This is a genomic window from Roseateles sp. DAIF2 (assembly GCF_015624425.1).
Taxonomy (GTDB): domain Bacteria; phylum Pseudomonadota; class Gammaproteobacteria; order Burkholderiales; family Burkholderiaceae_C; genus Kinneretia.
In genome coordinates this window covers 3,859,283-3,873,477 of the sequence record NZ_CP049919.1, presented here as the reverse complement: position 1 = coordinate 3,873,477, position 14,195 = coordinate 3,859,283, and the positions used below count along the sequence as shown (strand labels likewise).

At 70.0% G+C, this 14,195-nt stretch carries 15 protein-coding genes; 8 read left to right on the top strand and 7 right to left on the bottom strand.

The annotated features are described in order from the left end of the window. Positions 1-27 precede the first annotated feature (27 nt). A complete protein-coding gene (locus G8A07_RS18050; protein ID WP_213086310.1) occupies positions 28-1,125 on the bottom strand; it encodes a putative 2-aminoethylphosphonate ABC transporter ATP-binding protein in 1,098 nt (365 codons plus the stop codon). 20 nt (positions 1,126-1,145) lie between these two features. Beyond that, a complete protein-coding gene (locus tag G8A07_RS18045) occupies positions 1,146-2,183 on the bottom strand; it encodes a putative 2-aminoethylphosphonate ABC transporter substrate-binding protein (RefSeq protein WP_195793388.1) in 1,038 nt (345 codons plus the stop codon). A 160-nt stretch (positions 2,184-2,343) separates the two neighbouring features. On the opposite strand from G8A07_RS18045, the gene G8A07_RS18040 reads away from it, so the two are divergent. The 8 genes from G8A07_RS18040 to G8A07_RS18005 all read left to right on the top strand — a co-directional run bounded on the left by G8A07_RS18040 (position 2,344) and on the right by G8A07_RS18005 (position 9,027). Continuing rightward, positions 2,344-3,036, top strand: coding sequence for a phosphonate utilization associated transcriptional regulator (locus tag G8A07_RS18040; RefSeq protein ID WP_195793387.1), 693 nt, complete (start codon positions 2,344-2,346; stop codon positions 3,034-3,036). 11 nt (positions 3,037-3,047) lie between these two features. Continuing rightward, positions 3,048-3,611, top strand: a complete 564-nt coding sequence (locus tag G8A07_RS18035) for a phosphonate degradation HD-domain oxygenase (RefSeq protein ID WP_195793386.1) — start codon at positions 3,048-3,050, stop codon at positions 3,609-3,611. Continuing rightward, positions 3,611-4,477 carry an EamA family transporter gene (locus tag G8A07_RS18030; protein WP_195793385.1) on the top strand — a complete coding sequence of 289 codons (867 nt, stop codon included), beginning with the start codon at positions 3,611-3,613 and terminating at the stop codon, positions 4,475-4,477. The genes G8A07_RS18035 and G8A07_RS18030 overlap by 1 nt, the downstream gene beginning before the upstream one ends. A 44-nt stretch (positions 4,478-4,521) precedes the next feature. After that, complete coding sequence (locus G8A07_RS18025) at positions 4,522-5,901, top strand: ethanolamine ammonia-lyase subunit EutB (RefSeq protein WP_195793384.1); 1,380 nt, start codon at positions 4,522-4,524, stop codon at positions 5,899-5,901. Beyond that, positions 5,898-6,707 carry an ethanolamine ammonia-lyase subunit EutC gene (gene eutC / locus G8A07_RS18020; protein ID WP_195793383.1) on the top strand — a complete coding sequence of 270 codons (810 nt, stop codon included), beginning with the start codon at positions 5,898-5,900 and terminating at the stop codon, positions 6,705-6,707. Before G8A07_RS18025 ends, eutC begins: the two co-directional genes overlap by 4 nt. A 70-nt stretch (positions 6,708-6,777) precedes the next feature. Continuing rightward, a complete protein-coding gene (locus G8A07_RS18015; protein WP_195793382.1) occupies positions 6,778-7,026 on the top strand; it encodes a hypothetical protein in 249 nt (82 codons plus the stop codon). A gap of 100 nt (positions 7,027-7,126) precedes the next feature. After that, positions 7,127-8,224, top strand: coding sequence for a sensor histidine kinase (locus tag G8A07_RS18010; RefSeq protein ID WP_195793381.1), 1,098 nt, complete (start codon positions 7,127-7,129; stop codon positions 8,222-8,224). Next, positions 8,221-9,027 carry a LytTR family DNA-binding domain-containing protein gene (locus G8A07_RS18005; protein ID WP_195793380.1) on the top strand — a complete coding sequence of 269 codons (807 nt, stop codon included), beginning with the start codon at positions 8,221-8,223 and terminating at the stop codon, positions 9,025-9,027. Before G8A07_RS18010 ends, G8A07_RS18005 begins: the two co-directional genes overlap by 4 nt. 40 nt (positions 9,028-9,067) lie before the next feature. Here G8A07_RS18005 and G8A07_RS18000 read toward each other — a convergent pair whose 3' ends face one another. The 5 genes from G8A07_RS18000 to kynB form a co-directional block, all read right to left on the bottom strand. Further along, positions 9,068-9,289, bottom strand: a complete 222-nt coding sequence (locus G8A07_RS18000; RefSeq protein WP_195793379.1) for a hypothetical protein — start codon at positions 9,287-9,289, stop codon at positions 9,068-9,070. 153 nt (positions 9,290-9,442) lie between these two features. Beyond that, positions 9,443-11,272 (bottom strand): aminopeptidase P family protein, encoded by a 1,830-nt coding sequence (locus G8A07_RS17995; RefSeq protein ID WP_195793378.1) that lies wholly within the window; start codon positions 11,270-11,272, stop codon positions 9,443-9,445. 58 nt (positions 11,273-11,330) lie between these two features. Further along, positions 11,331-12,260 carry a tryptophan 2,3-dioxygenase gene (gene kynA, locus G8A07_RS17990; protein WP_195793377.1) on the bottom strand — a complete coding sequence of 310 codons (930 nt, stop codon included), beginning with the start codon at positions 12,258-12,260 and terminating at the stop codon, positions 11,331-11,333. Further along, positions 12,257-13,558 carry a kynureninase gene (kynU, locus tag G8A07_RS17985; protein ID WP_195793376.1) on the bottom strand — a complete coding sequence of 434 codons (1,302 nt, stop codon included), beginning with the start codon at positions 13,556-13,558 and terminating at the stop codon, positions 12,257-12,259. The genes kynA and kynU overlap by 4 nt, the downstream gene beginning before the upstream one ends. A gap of 10 nt (positions 13,559-13,568) precedes the next feature. After that, positions 13,569-14,192 carry an arylformamidase gene (gene kynB / locus G8A07_RS17980; protein WP_195793375.1) on the bottom strand — a complete coding sequence of 208 codons (624 nt, stop codon included), beginning with the start codon at positions 14,190-14,192 and terminating at the stop codon, positions 13,569-13,571. Positions 14,193-14,195: the final 3 nt, after the last annotated feature.

The window sequence follows — 14,195 nt, the reverse complement described above, 5'->3', positions numbered from 1 at the left end:
TGCCGTTCAGGCTGTGGCTCGAACTGTTCACGCGGCCCCCGCGGCGGCAAACACGCGCAGCCGGTCGGTGCGCAGCGCGAAGCGCAGATGCCGGCCGGCGGCGACGCCGAACTCGTCCATCTGGTTCAAGGAGAACTGCAGGTCCACCGGCTGGTCCGCCATGCCCTCGATCGCGACGCGCGCCAGGCAGTTGCTGCCCAGGAACTCGACATGCTCGACCCGGCCCTGGCACAGGCCCGGGTGGTCGTCGGCCAGGTTCTCGAAGATGCGGTCCTCGGGCCGCAGGTACAGGGCCAGCGGCGCGCCGGGGCGGAACCCGGTGCCGTTGGCCGGCGGGCACAGCCAGCGCTTGTCGCCGCAGCGCACCCAGTGGCCATCCTCGGCCACCGCGGCGAGCTTGTTGACCTTGCCGACGAAATCGGCCACGAAGGCCGAGGCCGGCTGGCGGTAGATCTGCATCGGCGTGCCGACCTGCTCAATGCGGCCGGCGTTCATCACGACGATGCGGTCCGCCACCGACAGCGCCTCCTCCTGGTCATGCGTGACCATGATGGTGGTGACACCCAGCTTCTTCTGCAGCGCGCGGATCTCGTTGCGCAGATGCACGCGCACGATCGCATCCAGCGCCGACAGCGGCTCGTCCAGCAGCAGCAGGCCCGGCGCCGTGGCCAGCGCCCGCGCCAGCGCGACGCGCTGCTGCTGGCCACCGGACATCTGGGCCGGGTATTTGGCGCCGGTGCCGGACAGGCCCACCAGGTCCAGCAGCTCCTCGACGCGGGCGCGCCGCCAGGCCCGGGTCTGGCCCTTCAGGCCATAGGCCACGTTGTCCGCGATCGTCAGGTTCGGGAACAGCGCATAGGACTGGAACACGATGCCATAGTCGCGGCCGGCGGGCGGCGCGCTGGAGATGTCGCGGCCATCCTGGATCAGGCGGCCGCCGCTCTGCACCTCGAGGCCGGCGATGATGCGCAACAGCGTCGTCTTGCCGCAGCCCGAGGGGCCGAGGAAGCAGACGAACTCGCCGCGCTGGATCGACAACTGGATGTCCTGCAGGGCCTGGAAGGCGCCGAAGCGCTTGTGCAGGTCCTGCAGCTCCAGATAGGGCGTGTTGCTGTTGAGGCTCATCATCGCGGGCTCTTCTCTTCTTACTTCTTCTTCTCGCTCTTGCCGTCGTAGCGGCGGGTCCATTCCGTCAGCACGCGCTCGCGGCTGTTGGCGGACTCGGTGAAGTCCAGCTTCACCAGGCGCGACTCATAGTCGGCCGGGATGTTGGCCAGCTTGGGCGCGACGCCAGGTTGCGCGGTGATCGCGAAGTTCTTGCCGTACAGCACCATCGCGTCTTTGCTCGAGGCCCAGTCGGCCAGCTTCTTCGCGGCCTCGCCCTTCTTCGTGCCCTTGTGGATCGCGAAGGCCTCCAGGTCCCAGCCCAGGCCTTCCTTCGGAAACACCAGCTCGATCGGCGCGCCCTTGGCCTTGTTGGCATGGCCGCGGTATTCGAAGGAGATGCCGGCCACGTACTCGCCGGCCGCGGCCATATTGCAGGGCTTGGAGCCGGAATGGGTGTACTGGGCGATGTTCTCGTGCAGCGCGTCCATGTACTTCCAGCCGCCGCCCTTGCCGTTCTCGTCACCCCAGAGCTTGAGCCAGGCGACCACGTCGAAGTAGCCGGTGCCGGAGGAGGCCGGGTTGGGCATCACGACCTGACCCTTGAACTCGGGCTTCAGCAGGTCCTTCCAGCTGGTCGGCAGCGGGATGTTGCGCTTCTTGGCCTCGACGGTGTTGAAGCAGACGGTGGCGCCGAACACGTCCATGCCCCACCAGGCCGGCGGGCTCTTCTTGTCGCGGTACTGCGGCATGATCGCGTCCAGGTTCAGCGGCGCGTAGGGCTCCAGCATGCCGTTGTTCTGCAGCAGGGCCAGGCTGGAGGCGGCCACGCCCCACACCACGTCGGCCTGCGGATTGGCCTTCTCGGCCAGCAGCTTGGCGGTGATCACGCCGGTCGAATCGCGCACCCACTTGATCTCGATATCGGGCTGCACCTGGTTGAAGGCGGTCTGGTAGGCCTTCAGCTGGTCGGTCTCCAGCGCCGTGTACACGGTCAGCTGCACCTTGTCGGCCGCCAGTGCGGCGGTGGCGCAGGCCGTGCCCAGCAGGCCGGCCATGATCTTCTTGGTGAACGTCATCTTGAGCTCCTTGGCAGAAATGGACAGCCGCGTTTATGGCTTTTGCAAATGACAAACCCGTGTCACACAGGCAATGCAAGATCGAGGCCAAGGGTTTTTGTAGGTTGAATGTTGTCGATTGTCGACAATCTGTAGTCGGGTCTATACACTGGAGTCCGCCATGAACACCGCCAGCACGATCCAGCCGACCATCGCACAACTGCAGGGCAATTCGCTCGCCAATCTGGTGCAGGCGCATATCGAGGGGCAGATCCTTTCTGGCGCGCTGCAGGGCGGCGACAAGCTGACCGAGCAGCTGCTGGCCGAACAACTGGGCGTATCGCGCGCACCGGTGCGCGAGGCCTTCCGCATGCTGGAGGAGGCGGGCCTGGTGCGCACCGAAAAGAACCGCGGCGTGTTCGTGCGCGCGGTGCCGGTGGAAGAGGCGCTGGAGATCTTCGAGGTGCGCGCGCTGATGGACCAGTATGTCGGCCGCAAGCTGGCCCAGACCTGCACCCCGGCGCAGCTGCGCGAGCTGCGCCGCATGGCCGAGACCATGGAGCAGGCCGCCAAGGGCGACGACGCGGCGCTGTTCCATGAGACCAACCTGGCCTTCCACGACCGCCTGCTGGAGCTGGCCGGCAATGCCAAGCTGACCGCGGTCTATCGCAAGCTGACCAAGGAGCTGACCCTGTTCCGCCGCCAGAACCTGAGCCACGAGTCGATGGCGATCTATGCGCGCGAGCATCGCCAGATCGTCAAGGTGATCGCCTCCGGCGATGTCGAGGCGGCCGGCGCGGCGATGTTCGAGCATGTGATGAACAGCCGCGAGCGCACCCGCCGGAAGCATCTGGCGCAGGCCGGCGCCGACTGACGGACGAGCCGATGGCGCTGACCTTGGACCAGATCGAGACCCTGCTGCGCACGCGCGGCCATGCCAGCTACAGCGGCGAGCCGGTCACCCAGCTGGAGCATGCGCTGCAGTCGGCCCTGCTGGCCGAGCAGGAGGGCGCCGATGCCGAGCTGATCACCGCGGCCCTGCTGCACGACCTGGGCCATCTGCTGGACGAGGCCGCGCCCGACACCCCGACCCTGCGGGGCATCGACGACCTGCACCAGTACCGGCTGATCCCCTTCCTGCGCGGCTTGTTCCCGCCGCGGGTGCTGCAGGCGATCGCCGGCCATGTGGACGCCAAGCGCTGGCTCTGCGCCGAGCGGCCCGGCTATCACGACAGCCTGTCGGCCGATTCGCGCCGCAGCCTGCGGCTGCAGGGCGGCATCTTCACGCCGGGGCAGGCCGCGGCCTTCATCGCCCGGCCTTATGCGCAGGAGGCGCTGCGGCTGCGCCTGTGGGACGACCTGGCCAAGCAGCCCGCGCTGCCGACCCCGCCGCTGGATCATTACCTGGCGATCGCGCGCGGCTGCGCGCTGGCCGGCGCGGCGCGCTGATGGGTGACACCACCCTGCCGGTGCTGCTGGCCGTGCTGCTGGGCGCGCTGCTGCACGCCGGCTGGAACGCGCTGATCAAGTCCGCGCCGGACAAGGCGCTGAACACCGCGCTGATCCATGGCATGGGCACCTTGCTAGCCGTGCCGCTGCTGCTGTTCAACGGGCCGCCGGCCGCCGCGGCCTGGCCCTATCTGATCGCCTCGACCCTGATCCATATCGGCTACTACACCGCGCTGGCCGGCGCCTACAAGCATGGCGACCTGGGCCTGACCTATCCGCTGATGCGCGGCAGCGCACCGCTGCTGGTGGCGCTGGGCAGCGCGCCGCTGCTGGGCGAGCGGCTGTCGCCGCTGGCCTGGGCCGGCGTGGTGACGATCTGCGCCGGCGTGCTGGCGCTGGGCCTGTCCTCGGCCGCCAGCGGCGACGAGCGCCGGCGCCGCAAGGCGATCCGCTACGCGCTGCTGAACGCGGTCTTCATCGCCGCCTACACGGTGGTGGACGGCCTGGGCGTGCGCGCCAACGGCGGCGCGGGCTCCTATGTCGCGGCGCTGTTCCTGCTGGACGGGCTGCCCTATCTGGCCCTGGTGCTGTGGCAGCGCCGCGCGCGCCTGGCCGAGGTGCGCGCCTATGTGGCCGAGCGCTGGCCGATGGCGGCCGGCGGCACCGCGGCCTCGCTGGGCAGCTATGGCATCGCGCTGTGGGCGATGATGCATGCGCCGGTGGCCACCGTGGCGGCGCTGCGCGAGACCTCGGTGCTGTTCGCCGCGCTGCTGGGCACCTGGCTGCTGCGCGAGCGCTTCGGCTGGCAGCGCGCCGCCGGCACGCTGATCATTGTCGCCGGCATCATGGCGCTGCGGATGGGCTGAACAGCGCGGTGGCGCGCTGGCATGCGATTCGCTAGTCTCGCGCCATGGCTTATCAACAAGGGCTGGGCGGGATCAACTGGCGCTTCGCGGACCTGCGCGCGCTGCTGGCCAAGGCCGGCCCGGCGCGCTCCGGCGATGCGCTGGCCGGGCTGGCGGCCGGCAGCGCCACCGAGCGCATGGCCGCGCGCCTGAGCCTGGCCGAGCTGCCGCTGAGGACCTTCCTGAACGAGGCGCTGATCCCCTATGAGACCGACGAGGTCACGCGCCTGATCGTTGATGGCCATGACGCCGCCGCCTTCGCGCCGGTCGCGCATCTGACGGTCGGCGACTTCCGCGACTGGCTGCTGTCCGAGGCCGCCGACACCGCGGCGCTCACTGCGCTGGCGCCCGGGCTGACGCCGGAGATGGTGGCGGCGGTCTCCAAGCTGATGCGCAACCAGGACCTGATCGCGGTGGCGCGCAAATGCACGGTGGTCACGTGCTTTCGCAACACCCTGGGCCTGCCCGGGCGGCTGGCGGTGCGGCTGCAGCCGAATCACCCGACCGACGATCTGCGCGGCATCGCGGCCTCCATCGTCGACGGCCTGCTCTACGGCGCCGGCGACGCGGTGATCGGCGTGAATCCGGTCGGCGACAGCCTGCAGCAGCTCGAAGACCTGCTGCGCCTGCTGGACCGGGTGATCCAGCAGCTGGGCGTCCCGACCCAGGCCTGCGTGCTGACCCATGTCGGCAACAGCCTGGCGCTGATGCAGCGCGGCGTGCCGGTGGACCTGGTGTTCCAGTCGATCGCCGGCACCGAGGCGGCGAACCGCGGCTTCGGCATCGACCTGGCCCTGCTGCGCGAGGCGCGGGCCGCGGCGCTGGCGCAAGGGCGCGGCGGCGAGCATGTGATGTATTTCGAGACCGGCCAGGGCAGCGCGCTCTCAGCCAATGCCCACCAGGGCGTGGACCAGCAGACCTGCGAGGTGCGCGCCTATGCGGTGGCGCGCGCCTTCAATCCGCTGCTGGTCAACAGCGTGGTCGGCTTCATCGGCCCCGAATACCTGTACGACGGCAAGCAGATCCTGCGCGCCGGGCTGGAGGACCATTGCTGCGGCAAGCTGCTGGGCTTGCCGATGGGCTGCGACGTCTGCTACACCAACCATGCCGAGGCCGACCAGGACGATATGGACAACCTGCTGACCCTGCTGGGCGTCGCGGGTATCAACTTCGTGATGGGCGTGCCCGGCGCCGACGACATCATGCTGAACTACCAGAGCACCTCCTTCCACGATGCGCTCTACCTGCGCGAGACCCTGGGCCTGCGGCGCGCGCCGGAGTTCGAAACCTGGCTGCAGGGGCAGGGCATCGTCGATGCGGCCGGCCGCCTGCTGCCGGTGGGAGCGGGTCATCCCGTGCTGGCGCGGCTGAGGCTGCTGTCATGAGCCGACCCTTGCTGCCGGCCCATAGCGACGCCGCCTGGTCGGACCTGCGCGCGCTGACCCGCGCCCGCATCGCCCAGGGGCGCAGCGGCAACGGCCAGCGCAGCGCCGAGCTGCTGGCCTTCGGCGTCGACCATGCGCTGGCGCGCGACGCGGTGCTGCTGCCGCTGGACGTCGTGGCGCTGCGCGCCGAGCTGGCGCAGGCCGGCTTCGAGCAGGTGCTGGAGCTGCACAGCGCCGCACCGGACCGCGCGAGCTACTTGATGCGTCCCGATCTGGGGCGGCGGCTGGCGGCCGGGCAGGCGCTGGCGCCGCTCGAGGGCGACATCGATCTGCTGCCGGTGCTGGCCGACGGGCTCTCGGCCCTGGGCGTGCAGCGCTACGGCGTCGCGCTGCTGCGGGCGCTGCGCGAACGCATGGGCGAGGAGCTGCGCCTGGGGCCGGTGGTGATCGGGCGCCAGGCCCGGGTTGCGCTGGGCGACGAGATCGGCGAGCGCCTGGGCGCTCGCGCGGTCGTGATGCTGATCGGCGAGCGGCCGGGCCTGAGCTCGCCGGACAGCCTGGGCCTGTACCTGACCCTGGGGCCGCGCGTCGGCCGCAGCGATGCCGAGCGCAACTGCATCTCGAATGTGCGCGCCGATGGCCTGGCGCCCGAGGAGGCGGCGCGCAAGCTGCTGTGGCTGCTGCGCGCGGCACGGCGCCTGGGCGCCAGCGGCGTGGCGCTGAAGGACCAGAGCGACGCGCCGCCGGGCCTGGTGCGAGATGCGGGTTCTCCCTCCCCCAATGGAGGGCCCCCATCGGTTGCATAGCGCCGCGGGGCGCCGGCGCCGATAGTTGCTCCTGTGCAAGCGGCGAGGGGCGCCGCGAAGGAGAGGCAGCATGCATTTCGAGGAAATCGACGCGGGGGATTACCGCATCTATGCCGGCGCGATCGAGCGGCCGCGCAGTTTTGGCTATGTCGCGGCCGTGGTGGTGATGCGGGTGAAGGGCGGCAGCCTGCCACGCCAGGAGGCCTTTCGCGACGAGAACCTGGCCGGTGGCTATGGCTGGGCCTCACCGGCCGACGCGCTGCGCTTCGCGATCAACGCCGGGCGCGATGTCGTGATGTGCGGAGGGCGCGCGGCCTGAGCGCGCCGCGGCCGCCGCTGGGGGCCGCGATTCCGTCATTCGTCGCGCCAAGCGCACCGGGCGCTTGGTGCTGACCCGCCGGCCGGCTATCGTGCCGGCCATGTTCCCGCAGGTTACTCCGTCTCCCGTCCTGCCCAGCCAGCGGCAGGCCTGGCTGGCTTTCGTCGCTTCGCTGAGCCCGTGGCGGGTTGGTGTGGCGCTGGGGCTGGCGACCCTGGCAGCGCTGCTGCTGGCGCCGATCTTCATCACCCCGATCCCGGTGCTGCTGGGTCGCACGATGTTCGTGGCCCTCTTGACCCTGCTGGCCTTCGCGGCGGCCGGCCAATGGCCGCGGCGCCTGCCGCGCTGGCTGGCGCGCTGGCTGAGCCAGGTGCTGGTGGTGGCGCTGGCGGTGCCGGCGGCGACCCTGCTGGTTTATCTGGTCTCGGTGGGTGGCGACATCGGCAGCCTGCTGCGCAGCGAGGGGCGCCTGCTCGGCTTTCTCTGGATCGCCGGCTCCGGCCTCCTGATCGGCCCGCTGCTGGCGATGGGCGCGCTGTACCGCCAGCGCGACGCGGAGGCGCGCAGCCAGGCCCTGCACTTCGAGCTGGAGCGCAGCGAGCTGGAGCGGCGTGCGCTGGACGCGCGACTGCGCGTGCTACAGGCCCAGGTCGAGCCGCATTTCCTGTTCAACACCCTGGCCAATGTGCGCGCCCTGGTCGAGACCGGCTCGCCACAGGCGGCGCCGGTGCTGTCCAGCCTGATCGCCTATCTGCGCGCCGCGATGCCGCGCCTGCAGGACCAGGCCGCCAGCGTCGGCGACGAGCTGGGCCTGGTGCGCGCCTATCTGGAGCTGATGCATCTGCGCATGCCGGACCGGCTGGCCTATCGCATCGCGGTGCCGGCCGAGCTGCAGGGCCTGCGCTTTCCGCCGATGGCCCTGCTGACCCTGGTCGAGAACGCGGTGCGCCATGGCATCGACCCGAGCGAGGAGGGCGGCGTGATCGAGGTCTCGGGTGGTCGCGCCGACCCGGCCGGGCCGGTGCGGCTGTGGGTCAGCGACACCGGCGTCGGGCTGGGCCAGTCGACCGGTTCCTCGGGCACCGGGCTTTTGAACCTGCGCGAACGTCTGCAGGTGATCTACGGCGCCTCGGCGCGCCTGGACCTGACCGAGAATCGCCCGCATGGCCTGCGGGCCGAGATCGAATTCCAGCCATGACTCTTGCAATCCCTACCGCCCTGATCGCCGACGACGAACCGCTGCTGCGCGACAGCCTGGCCCGTGCGCTGGCCAAGGCCTGGCCGGAGCTGCAGGTGGTGGCTCAGGCGCGCAACGGGCGCGAGGCGGTTGAGCTGTTCGAGCGCCTGCAGCCGCAGATCGTGTTCCTGGATGTGCACATGCCAGGCCTGAGCGGGGTGGAGGCGGCGCGCGCGATGGCGCGGCGCGCCCAGCTGGTCTTTGTGACCGCCTATGAGCAGTACGCGGTGCAGGCCTTCGAGCAGGGGGCGCTGGACTATCTGGTCAAGCCGGTCGAGCCGGCGCGGCTGGCGGACACGGTGCAGCGCCTGCAGGAGCGCCTGCGGCTCACGCCGCCCGGCGGCGGCAATGCGGCGCTGGAGGCCGCGGTGGAAGCCGCGCTGGCCCAGCTGAGCGAGCGGCTGCGCGCGCCGCCGGCCGCGGCGCCGGCCCAGCCGGCCTATCTGCAATGGCTGCGCGCCTCGGTCGGCTCGACCCTGAAGCTGATCCCGGTGGACCAGATCATCTTCATGCGTTCCGACGAGAAATACACCCTGGTGGTGTGGCAGGAGGGTGAGGCCCTGATCCGCACGCCGATCCGCGAGCTGATCGAGCAACTGGACCCGCAGGCCTTCGCGCAGGTGCACCGCTCGGTGGTGGTGAGCCTGCATGCGATCAGCCATGTGAACCGCGGGCCCAACGAGACGGCTGACCTGCACCTGCGCGGCCGCCCCGAGGTGCTGCCGGTCAGCCGCAGTTACCTGCACCTGTTCCGGCAGATGTAGTCGTCGGCGAGGAGAGGGGGGAAGTCCTCGCTGTTACGTGTCAGCGTTTGGCCTGGCCTTGCACGACCACGGTGTCGAGCTGCCAGACGGCAACACCGACGCTGACGGCCTTCACCAGGGCCAGGGCGACCAACGCGATCACGGCCACCATCAAGGTGGTATGCAATCCGCTGTCCGAGAAGCGGTGAATGAAACGGCGCGGGCTGCTTTCGCCTTCGCGGTTGCGATGCGTGAACTCGTGCCAGCTGCTGAGCCTGCTCATGATGCACCTCCAAGCGCTCGTCATCGGGGCCGGCGAACGTCAGATGGACCGTCCCCGATGATCAAAGTCTAGGTGGCGCGCGCGGCGGCTTCCAGCCGCCCCGACCGGCTCAAGCCGCGCTTGGTGCGGCTTTTTCCGCGTTTCGTCGCCGGCTCAGGCGGCCAGCGCCGTGGTGCGCAGGTTCAGCCAGTCCAGCGCGGCACCGCTCAGCAGCGGCGCCAGGCGGCGGCGCACCTCGGCGTGGTACTCGTTCAGCCAGGCCAGATCCTCGGCGCCGAGCAGCGCCACGTCGATGCAGCGGGTGTCGATCGGGCACAGGGTCAGGGTCTCGAAGGCCAGCATCGCGCCGAACTGGTCTTGTTCCGGGCTCTCGAACGCGACATTCAGCACCAGGTTCTCGATGCGCACGCCCCATTGGCCGGGACGGTAGAGGCCCGGCTCGTTGGAGGTGATCATGCCCGGCTCCATCGCCATGTTCGCGTCCGGCACCGCCTTGGAGATGCTCTGCGGGCCCTCGTGGACGTTGATGAAGTAGCCGACGCCATGGCCGGTGCCATGGCCGTAGTCCAGACCATGGCGCCACAGCGGCACGCGCGCCAGCGCGTCCAGCATCGGGCTCAGGGTGCCGCGCGGGAACACGGCGCGGCTCAGGTTGATCATGCCCTTCAGCACCAGGGTGTAGTCGCGCTTGTGGGCGGCGCTGACGGTGCCGATCGGCCAGACGCGGGTGATGTCGGTGGTGCCGCCCAGGTACTGGGCGCCGGAATCGATCAGCAGCAGGCCGTCGCCCTTGATCTCGGCATGCAGCTCGGGCGTCGCGCGGTAATGCGGCATCGCGCCATTGCCATTGAAGCCGGCGATGGTCGGAAAGCTCAGGCCCTTGAATCCCGGACGCTTGGCACGGGCGGCGGTCAGCTTTTCGTCGATCGTGATCTCGGTGATGCGCTCGCCGGCGGCCAGTGCGGCCTCGAACCAGGCGTAGAACTCGCACATCGCGGCGCCGTCCTGCGCCATCGCTTCGCGCACGAAGGCGGCCTCGGCGGCGGTCTTGCGGCTCTTGGCCAGGGTCGAGGGATTGATCGCCTCGACCACTGCGACCGTGGCCGGCACGGCCTCGCGCAGGCCCAGGGTCACGCGCTTGGGGTCGACCAGCAGGGTGGCGCCGGCCGGCAGCGCGGCCAGGGCCCGGGGTGCGTCGGCATAGACGGCCAGCCGGATGCCGTCGGCGGCCAGGCGGGCCTCGACCTCGGCTGGCACCTTGCCGGCGCCGACGAACAGGGTGCCGCCCTGGGCGTCCAGCAGCAGATGGGCCAGGAAGACCGGGTTGTAGTCGACGTCGGCACCGCGCAGGTTCAGCAACCAGGCCACGTCGTCGACGGTGGAGATGAAATGGTGGCTGGCGCCCTTGCCACCATTGACAGCGGCCATGCCGGCGCGCACCTGGGCCAGCTTGTCGGCGCGGCTCACCGCGGCCTGCGGCGGCAGGTGCTCATAGATCGCGGCGGCGGGCAGGCCCGGGCGGCCCTCCCAGGCGGACTCGACCACATCGATCTCGGTGCGCAGGCGGATGCCGGCCTTGTCCATCGCGGCGCGCAGCTGCTGGGCCAGGGCCAGGCCCAGCACCTGTCCGTCGACCGCCAGCGCCTGGCCGGGCTGGAGCTGCTCGGCGATCCAGTCGATGTAATGGGTGGCGGCGCCGGTCGGGATCTTGACCAGGTCAATGCCGGTGCCGGACAACTCGCGCTCGGCCTGGGCCCAGTAGCGGCCATCGGCGAACAGCGCGGCGCGCTCCAGGGTGACGACCAGGGTGCCCATCGACCCGGTGAAGCCCGACAGCCATTCGCGGCCCTGCCAGCGCTCCGGCAGGTATTCCGACAGATGCGGATCCGCCGAGGGCACCAGGGCGGCATGGGCCCCCTGGCTCTTCAGCGCGTCGCGCACGCGCTCGATGCGCAGGGTGATGGGGGAGCTGCGGGTGTCCATGGAAGTCTCCGGGCGTGGCGCCTCGTGAGCGCCGTTGTAGGCAGAACCCGGATTCTAGTTAAAGCTCGGTGCGCAGCGCCCAGAGCTCCGGGAACAGCACCACATCCAGCATCTTGCGCAGATAGCTGACGCCGCCGGTGCCGCCGGTGCCGCGCTTGAAGCCGATCACGCGTTCCACCGTCGTCACATGGCGGAAGCGCCAGAGCCGGAAGGCGTCCTCCAGGTCGACCAGCTCCTCGCCCATCTGGTACAGGTCCCAGTGCTCGCGCGGCGCGCGGTAGACCTGCAACCAGGCGGCCTTGACGCCCTCGTCGGCGGCGTAGGGCTGGGTCCAGTCGCGCTGGGTATGGCTGTCGGGCACCTGGATGCCGCGGCGCGTCATCAGGCGCAGCACCTCGTCGTAGAGCGAGGGCGCCTCATAGGCCGCCTGCACCTCGGCCAGCAGATCGGGCCGGTGCGCATGGGGCTTGAGCATCGCGGCGTTCTTGTTGCCCAGCATGAACTCGATGCGTCGGTACTGCGCGCTCTGGAAGCCGCTGCTGTTGGACAGATAGGGCCGGATCGCGCTGTACTCGGGCGGGGTCATCGTGCCCAGCACGTCCCATGCATGGACCAGTTGCTCCATGATGCGCGAGACGCGGGCCAGCATCTTGAAGGCCTCGGGCAGGCGGTCCGCCGCGACGTTGGCGACGGCCGCATGCAGCTCGTGCAGCATCAGCTTCATCCACAGCTCCGAGGTCTGGTGCTGCACGATGAAGAGCATCTCGTTGTGCTCGGGCGAGAGCGGATGCTGGGCGGAGAGCACCTGGTCCAGGTGCAGGTAGTCGCCGTAGCTCATGTCCTTGGAGAAGTCGAGCTGGGCGCCATGGAATGAGGCCCCCGCGTCGCTGCGCTCCTGCCCCCCGAGGGGGCAGCCGCTGCCTTGGGGCGGCCCGGCGTCCGCGGCGTCCTTGACGACGTTTTCGGTGTGATGGATCGGGCAACTCATGTCACTGCAGCCTTTGCGTTGAAACGTGCCTCGCGCCACTCGCCGCTGGCCAGCACCTGGTGCAGATGCTCGACCGCGTCCCAGACATCGGCGAAGCCGATGTACAGCGGCGTGAAGCCGAAGCGCAGGATGTGGGGGACGGCCTCCAGCCGCGCCGGGTCGCCGGCGCGGAAGTCGCCGATCACGCCGCGCGCGATCAGGGCCTGCACCACCGCATAGCCGGCCGTCTCATGCAGCGGGGCCTTCAGCGCCAGGCAGACCTGGCTGCCGCGCCGCGCCGGATTGCGCGGCGACACGGCGTAGACACCGAACTCGCCGCAGCGTTCCTCCGCCAGGGCCGCGAAGGCCTCGGTCAGCGCCAGCGACTTCTCGCGCAGTGCCGCCATGCCGCCCAAGGGCTCGGCCGCCAGCACCGTGTCGACGCCGCATTCCAGCGCCGAGGCGCCGATCACCGAGGGCGTGCCGCAGACATAGCGGCGAATGCCGGGCGCGGGCTGGTAGCCGGGCGTGAACTCGAAGGGCGCGGCATGGCCCATCCAGCCCGACAGCGGCTGCCAGAAGCGGTCGGTATGGCGCGGGTGCACCCAGACGAAGGCCGGGGCGCCGGGGCCGCCGTTCAGGTACTTGTAGCCGCAGCCGATCGCGAAGTCGGCATTTGCGCCCTTCAGGTCGACGGGAATGGCTCCGGCCGAATGGGCCAGGTCCCAGACCGTCAGCGCGCCGGCGGCCTGGGCCGCGGCGGTCAGCGCGGCCATGTCGTGCTTGTAGCCGGTGCGGTAGTTGACCTCGGTCAGCATCAGCACGGCCAGATCGGCGTTCAGGATGCCGGGGATCTCGTCGACGCTGTCGACCAGCTTCAGCGTGTAGCCATGCTGGTTGCACAGGCTCTCGGCGATGTAGAGGTCGGTCGGGAAGTTGCTGCGCTCCGAGACCACCAGCTTGCGCTGGGGCGCGTCGGTCTGCGTGATGCGGATCGCCGCGGCCAGCACCTTGTAGAGGTTCAGCGAGGTCGAGTCCGCCACCACCAGCTCGCCCGGCGCGGCGCCGACCAGACGGGCGATCTTGTCGCCGACGCGTTCGGGCAGGTGCATCCAGTCGGCGGTGTTCCAGGCCTTGATCAGGTCGCGGCCCCATTCCCGGGTCACCACCTCCTGTACCCGCGCGGCGGTCGCCTTTGGGGCAACGCCCAGCGAATTGCCGTCCAGATAGATCACGCCGGGCGGCAGATCGAACTGGTCCTTCAAGCCGCGCAGCGGGTCGGCCGCATCGCGCGCAAGCGCATCGTCTCTTGTCTTCATCGTCACTCCATCAAAGGGTGCGCAACACCGCGCGCACCGGGGATGCACAGGCACCGGCCAGCTTCAGCGGCAGCGCGATCAATTCGAAGTCGCCCTCGGGCACCTCGTCCAGCACCAGGTTCTCCAGCACGCGCAGGTTCAGGCGCAAGAGCTGCTGATGGCTGGGAAGTAGCTTGCTGCTGGCCGGGTCGACCGAGGGCGTGTCCAGGCCGATCAGCCGGACGCCCTGGGCGGCCAGCCATTCGACGGTCTCGGGCGCATAGGCGCTGAACTCGGGGTTCCAGGCCGTATCGGCCTTTTGCATGCAGCGCACCAGCACGCGCGGCGGCAGGTCGGCGGCCGCATGCCGCAGATGCTCGATGCGGATCAGCGGGCCGCAATCGATGGCATGGATCACGCGGCAGGGGCCGAGGTAGGCGTCGAGATCCACCTCGGCGGCGCTGGGCGCGTCGTTGGCGTAATGCAGCGGCGCATCGGCATGGGCGCCGACATGCGGCGACATCGTGATCGCGCTGAGATTCACCGGGCAGCCGGGCGAGAGCCGGGCGGTCCAGCTCAGCGAAAAGGGCTCGTCGCCGGGGAAGATCGGCGCGTCGGGGGCCACCAGGGGAGAGATGTCCCAGAGGCGTTGCATGGC

Excerpts from the sequence above, each read along its gene's own strand:
- G8A07_RS18050 (WP_213086310.1), bottom strand. The coding sequence starts at position 1,125 with ATGAGCCTCAACAGCAACACGCCCTATCTGGAGCTGCAGGACCTGCAC.
- G8A07_RS18045 (WP_195793388.1), bottom strand. The coding sequence starts at position 2,183 with ATGACGTTCACCAAGAAGATCATGGCCGGCCTGCTGGGCACGGCCTGC.
- G8A07_RS18040 (WP_195793387.1), top strand. The coding sequence starts at position 2,344 with ATGAACACCGCCAGCACGATCCAGCCGACCATCGCACAACTGCAGGGC.
- G8A07_RS18035 (WP_195793386.1), top strand. The coding sequence starts at position 3,048 with ATGGCGCTGACCTTGGACCAGATCGAGACCCTGCTGCGCACGCGCGGC.
- G8A07_RS18030 (WP_195793385.1), top strand. The coding sequence starts at position 3,611 with ATGGGTGACACCACCCTGCCGGTGCTGCTGGCCGTGCTGCTGGGCGCG.
- G8A07_RS18025 (WP_195793384.1), top strand. The coding sequence starts at position 4,522 with ATGGCTTATCAACAAGGGCTGGGCGGGATCAACTGGCGCTTCGCGGAC.
- eutC (WP_195793383.1), top strand. The coding sequence starts at position 5,898 with ATGAGCCGACCCTTGCTGCCGGCCCATAGCGACGCCGCCTGGTCGGAC.
- G8A07_RS18015 (WP_195793382.1), top strand. The coding sequence starts at position 6,778 with ATGCATTTCGAGGAAATCGACGCGGGGGATTACCGCATCTATGCCGGC.
- G8A07_RS18010 (WP_195793381.1), top strand. The coding sequence starts at position 7,127 with ATGTTCCCGCAGGTTACTCCGTCTCCCGTCCTGCCCAGCCAGCGGCAG.
- G8A07_RS18005 (WP_195793380.1), top strand. The coding sequence starts at position 8,221 with ATGACTCTTGCAATCCCTACCGCCCTGATCGCCGACGACGAACCGCTG.
- G8A07_RS18000 (WP_195793379.1), bottom strand. The coding sequence starts at position 9,289 with ATGAGCAGGCTCAGCAGCTGGCACGAGTTCACGCATCGCAACCGCGAA.
- G8A07_RS17995 (WP_195793378.1), bottom strand. The coding sequence starts at position 11,272 with ATGGACACCCGCAGCTCCCCCATCACCCTGCGCATCGAGCGCGTGCGC.
- kynA (WP_195793377.1), bottom strand. The coding sequence starts at position 12,260 with ATGAGTTGCCCGATCCATCACACCGAAAACGTCGTCAAGGACGCCGCG.
- kynU (WP_195793376.1), bottom strand. The coding sequence starts at position 13,558 with ATGAAGACAAGAGACGATGCGCTTGCGCGCGATGCGGCCGACCCGCTG.
- kynB (WP_195793375.1), bottom strand. The coding sequence starts at position 14,192 with ATGCAACGCCTCTGGGACATCTCTCCCCTGGTGGCCCCCGACGCGCCG.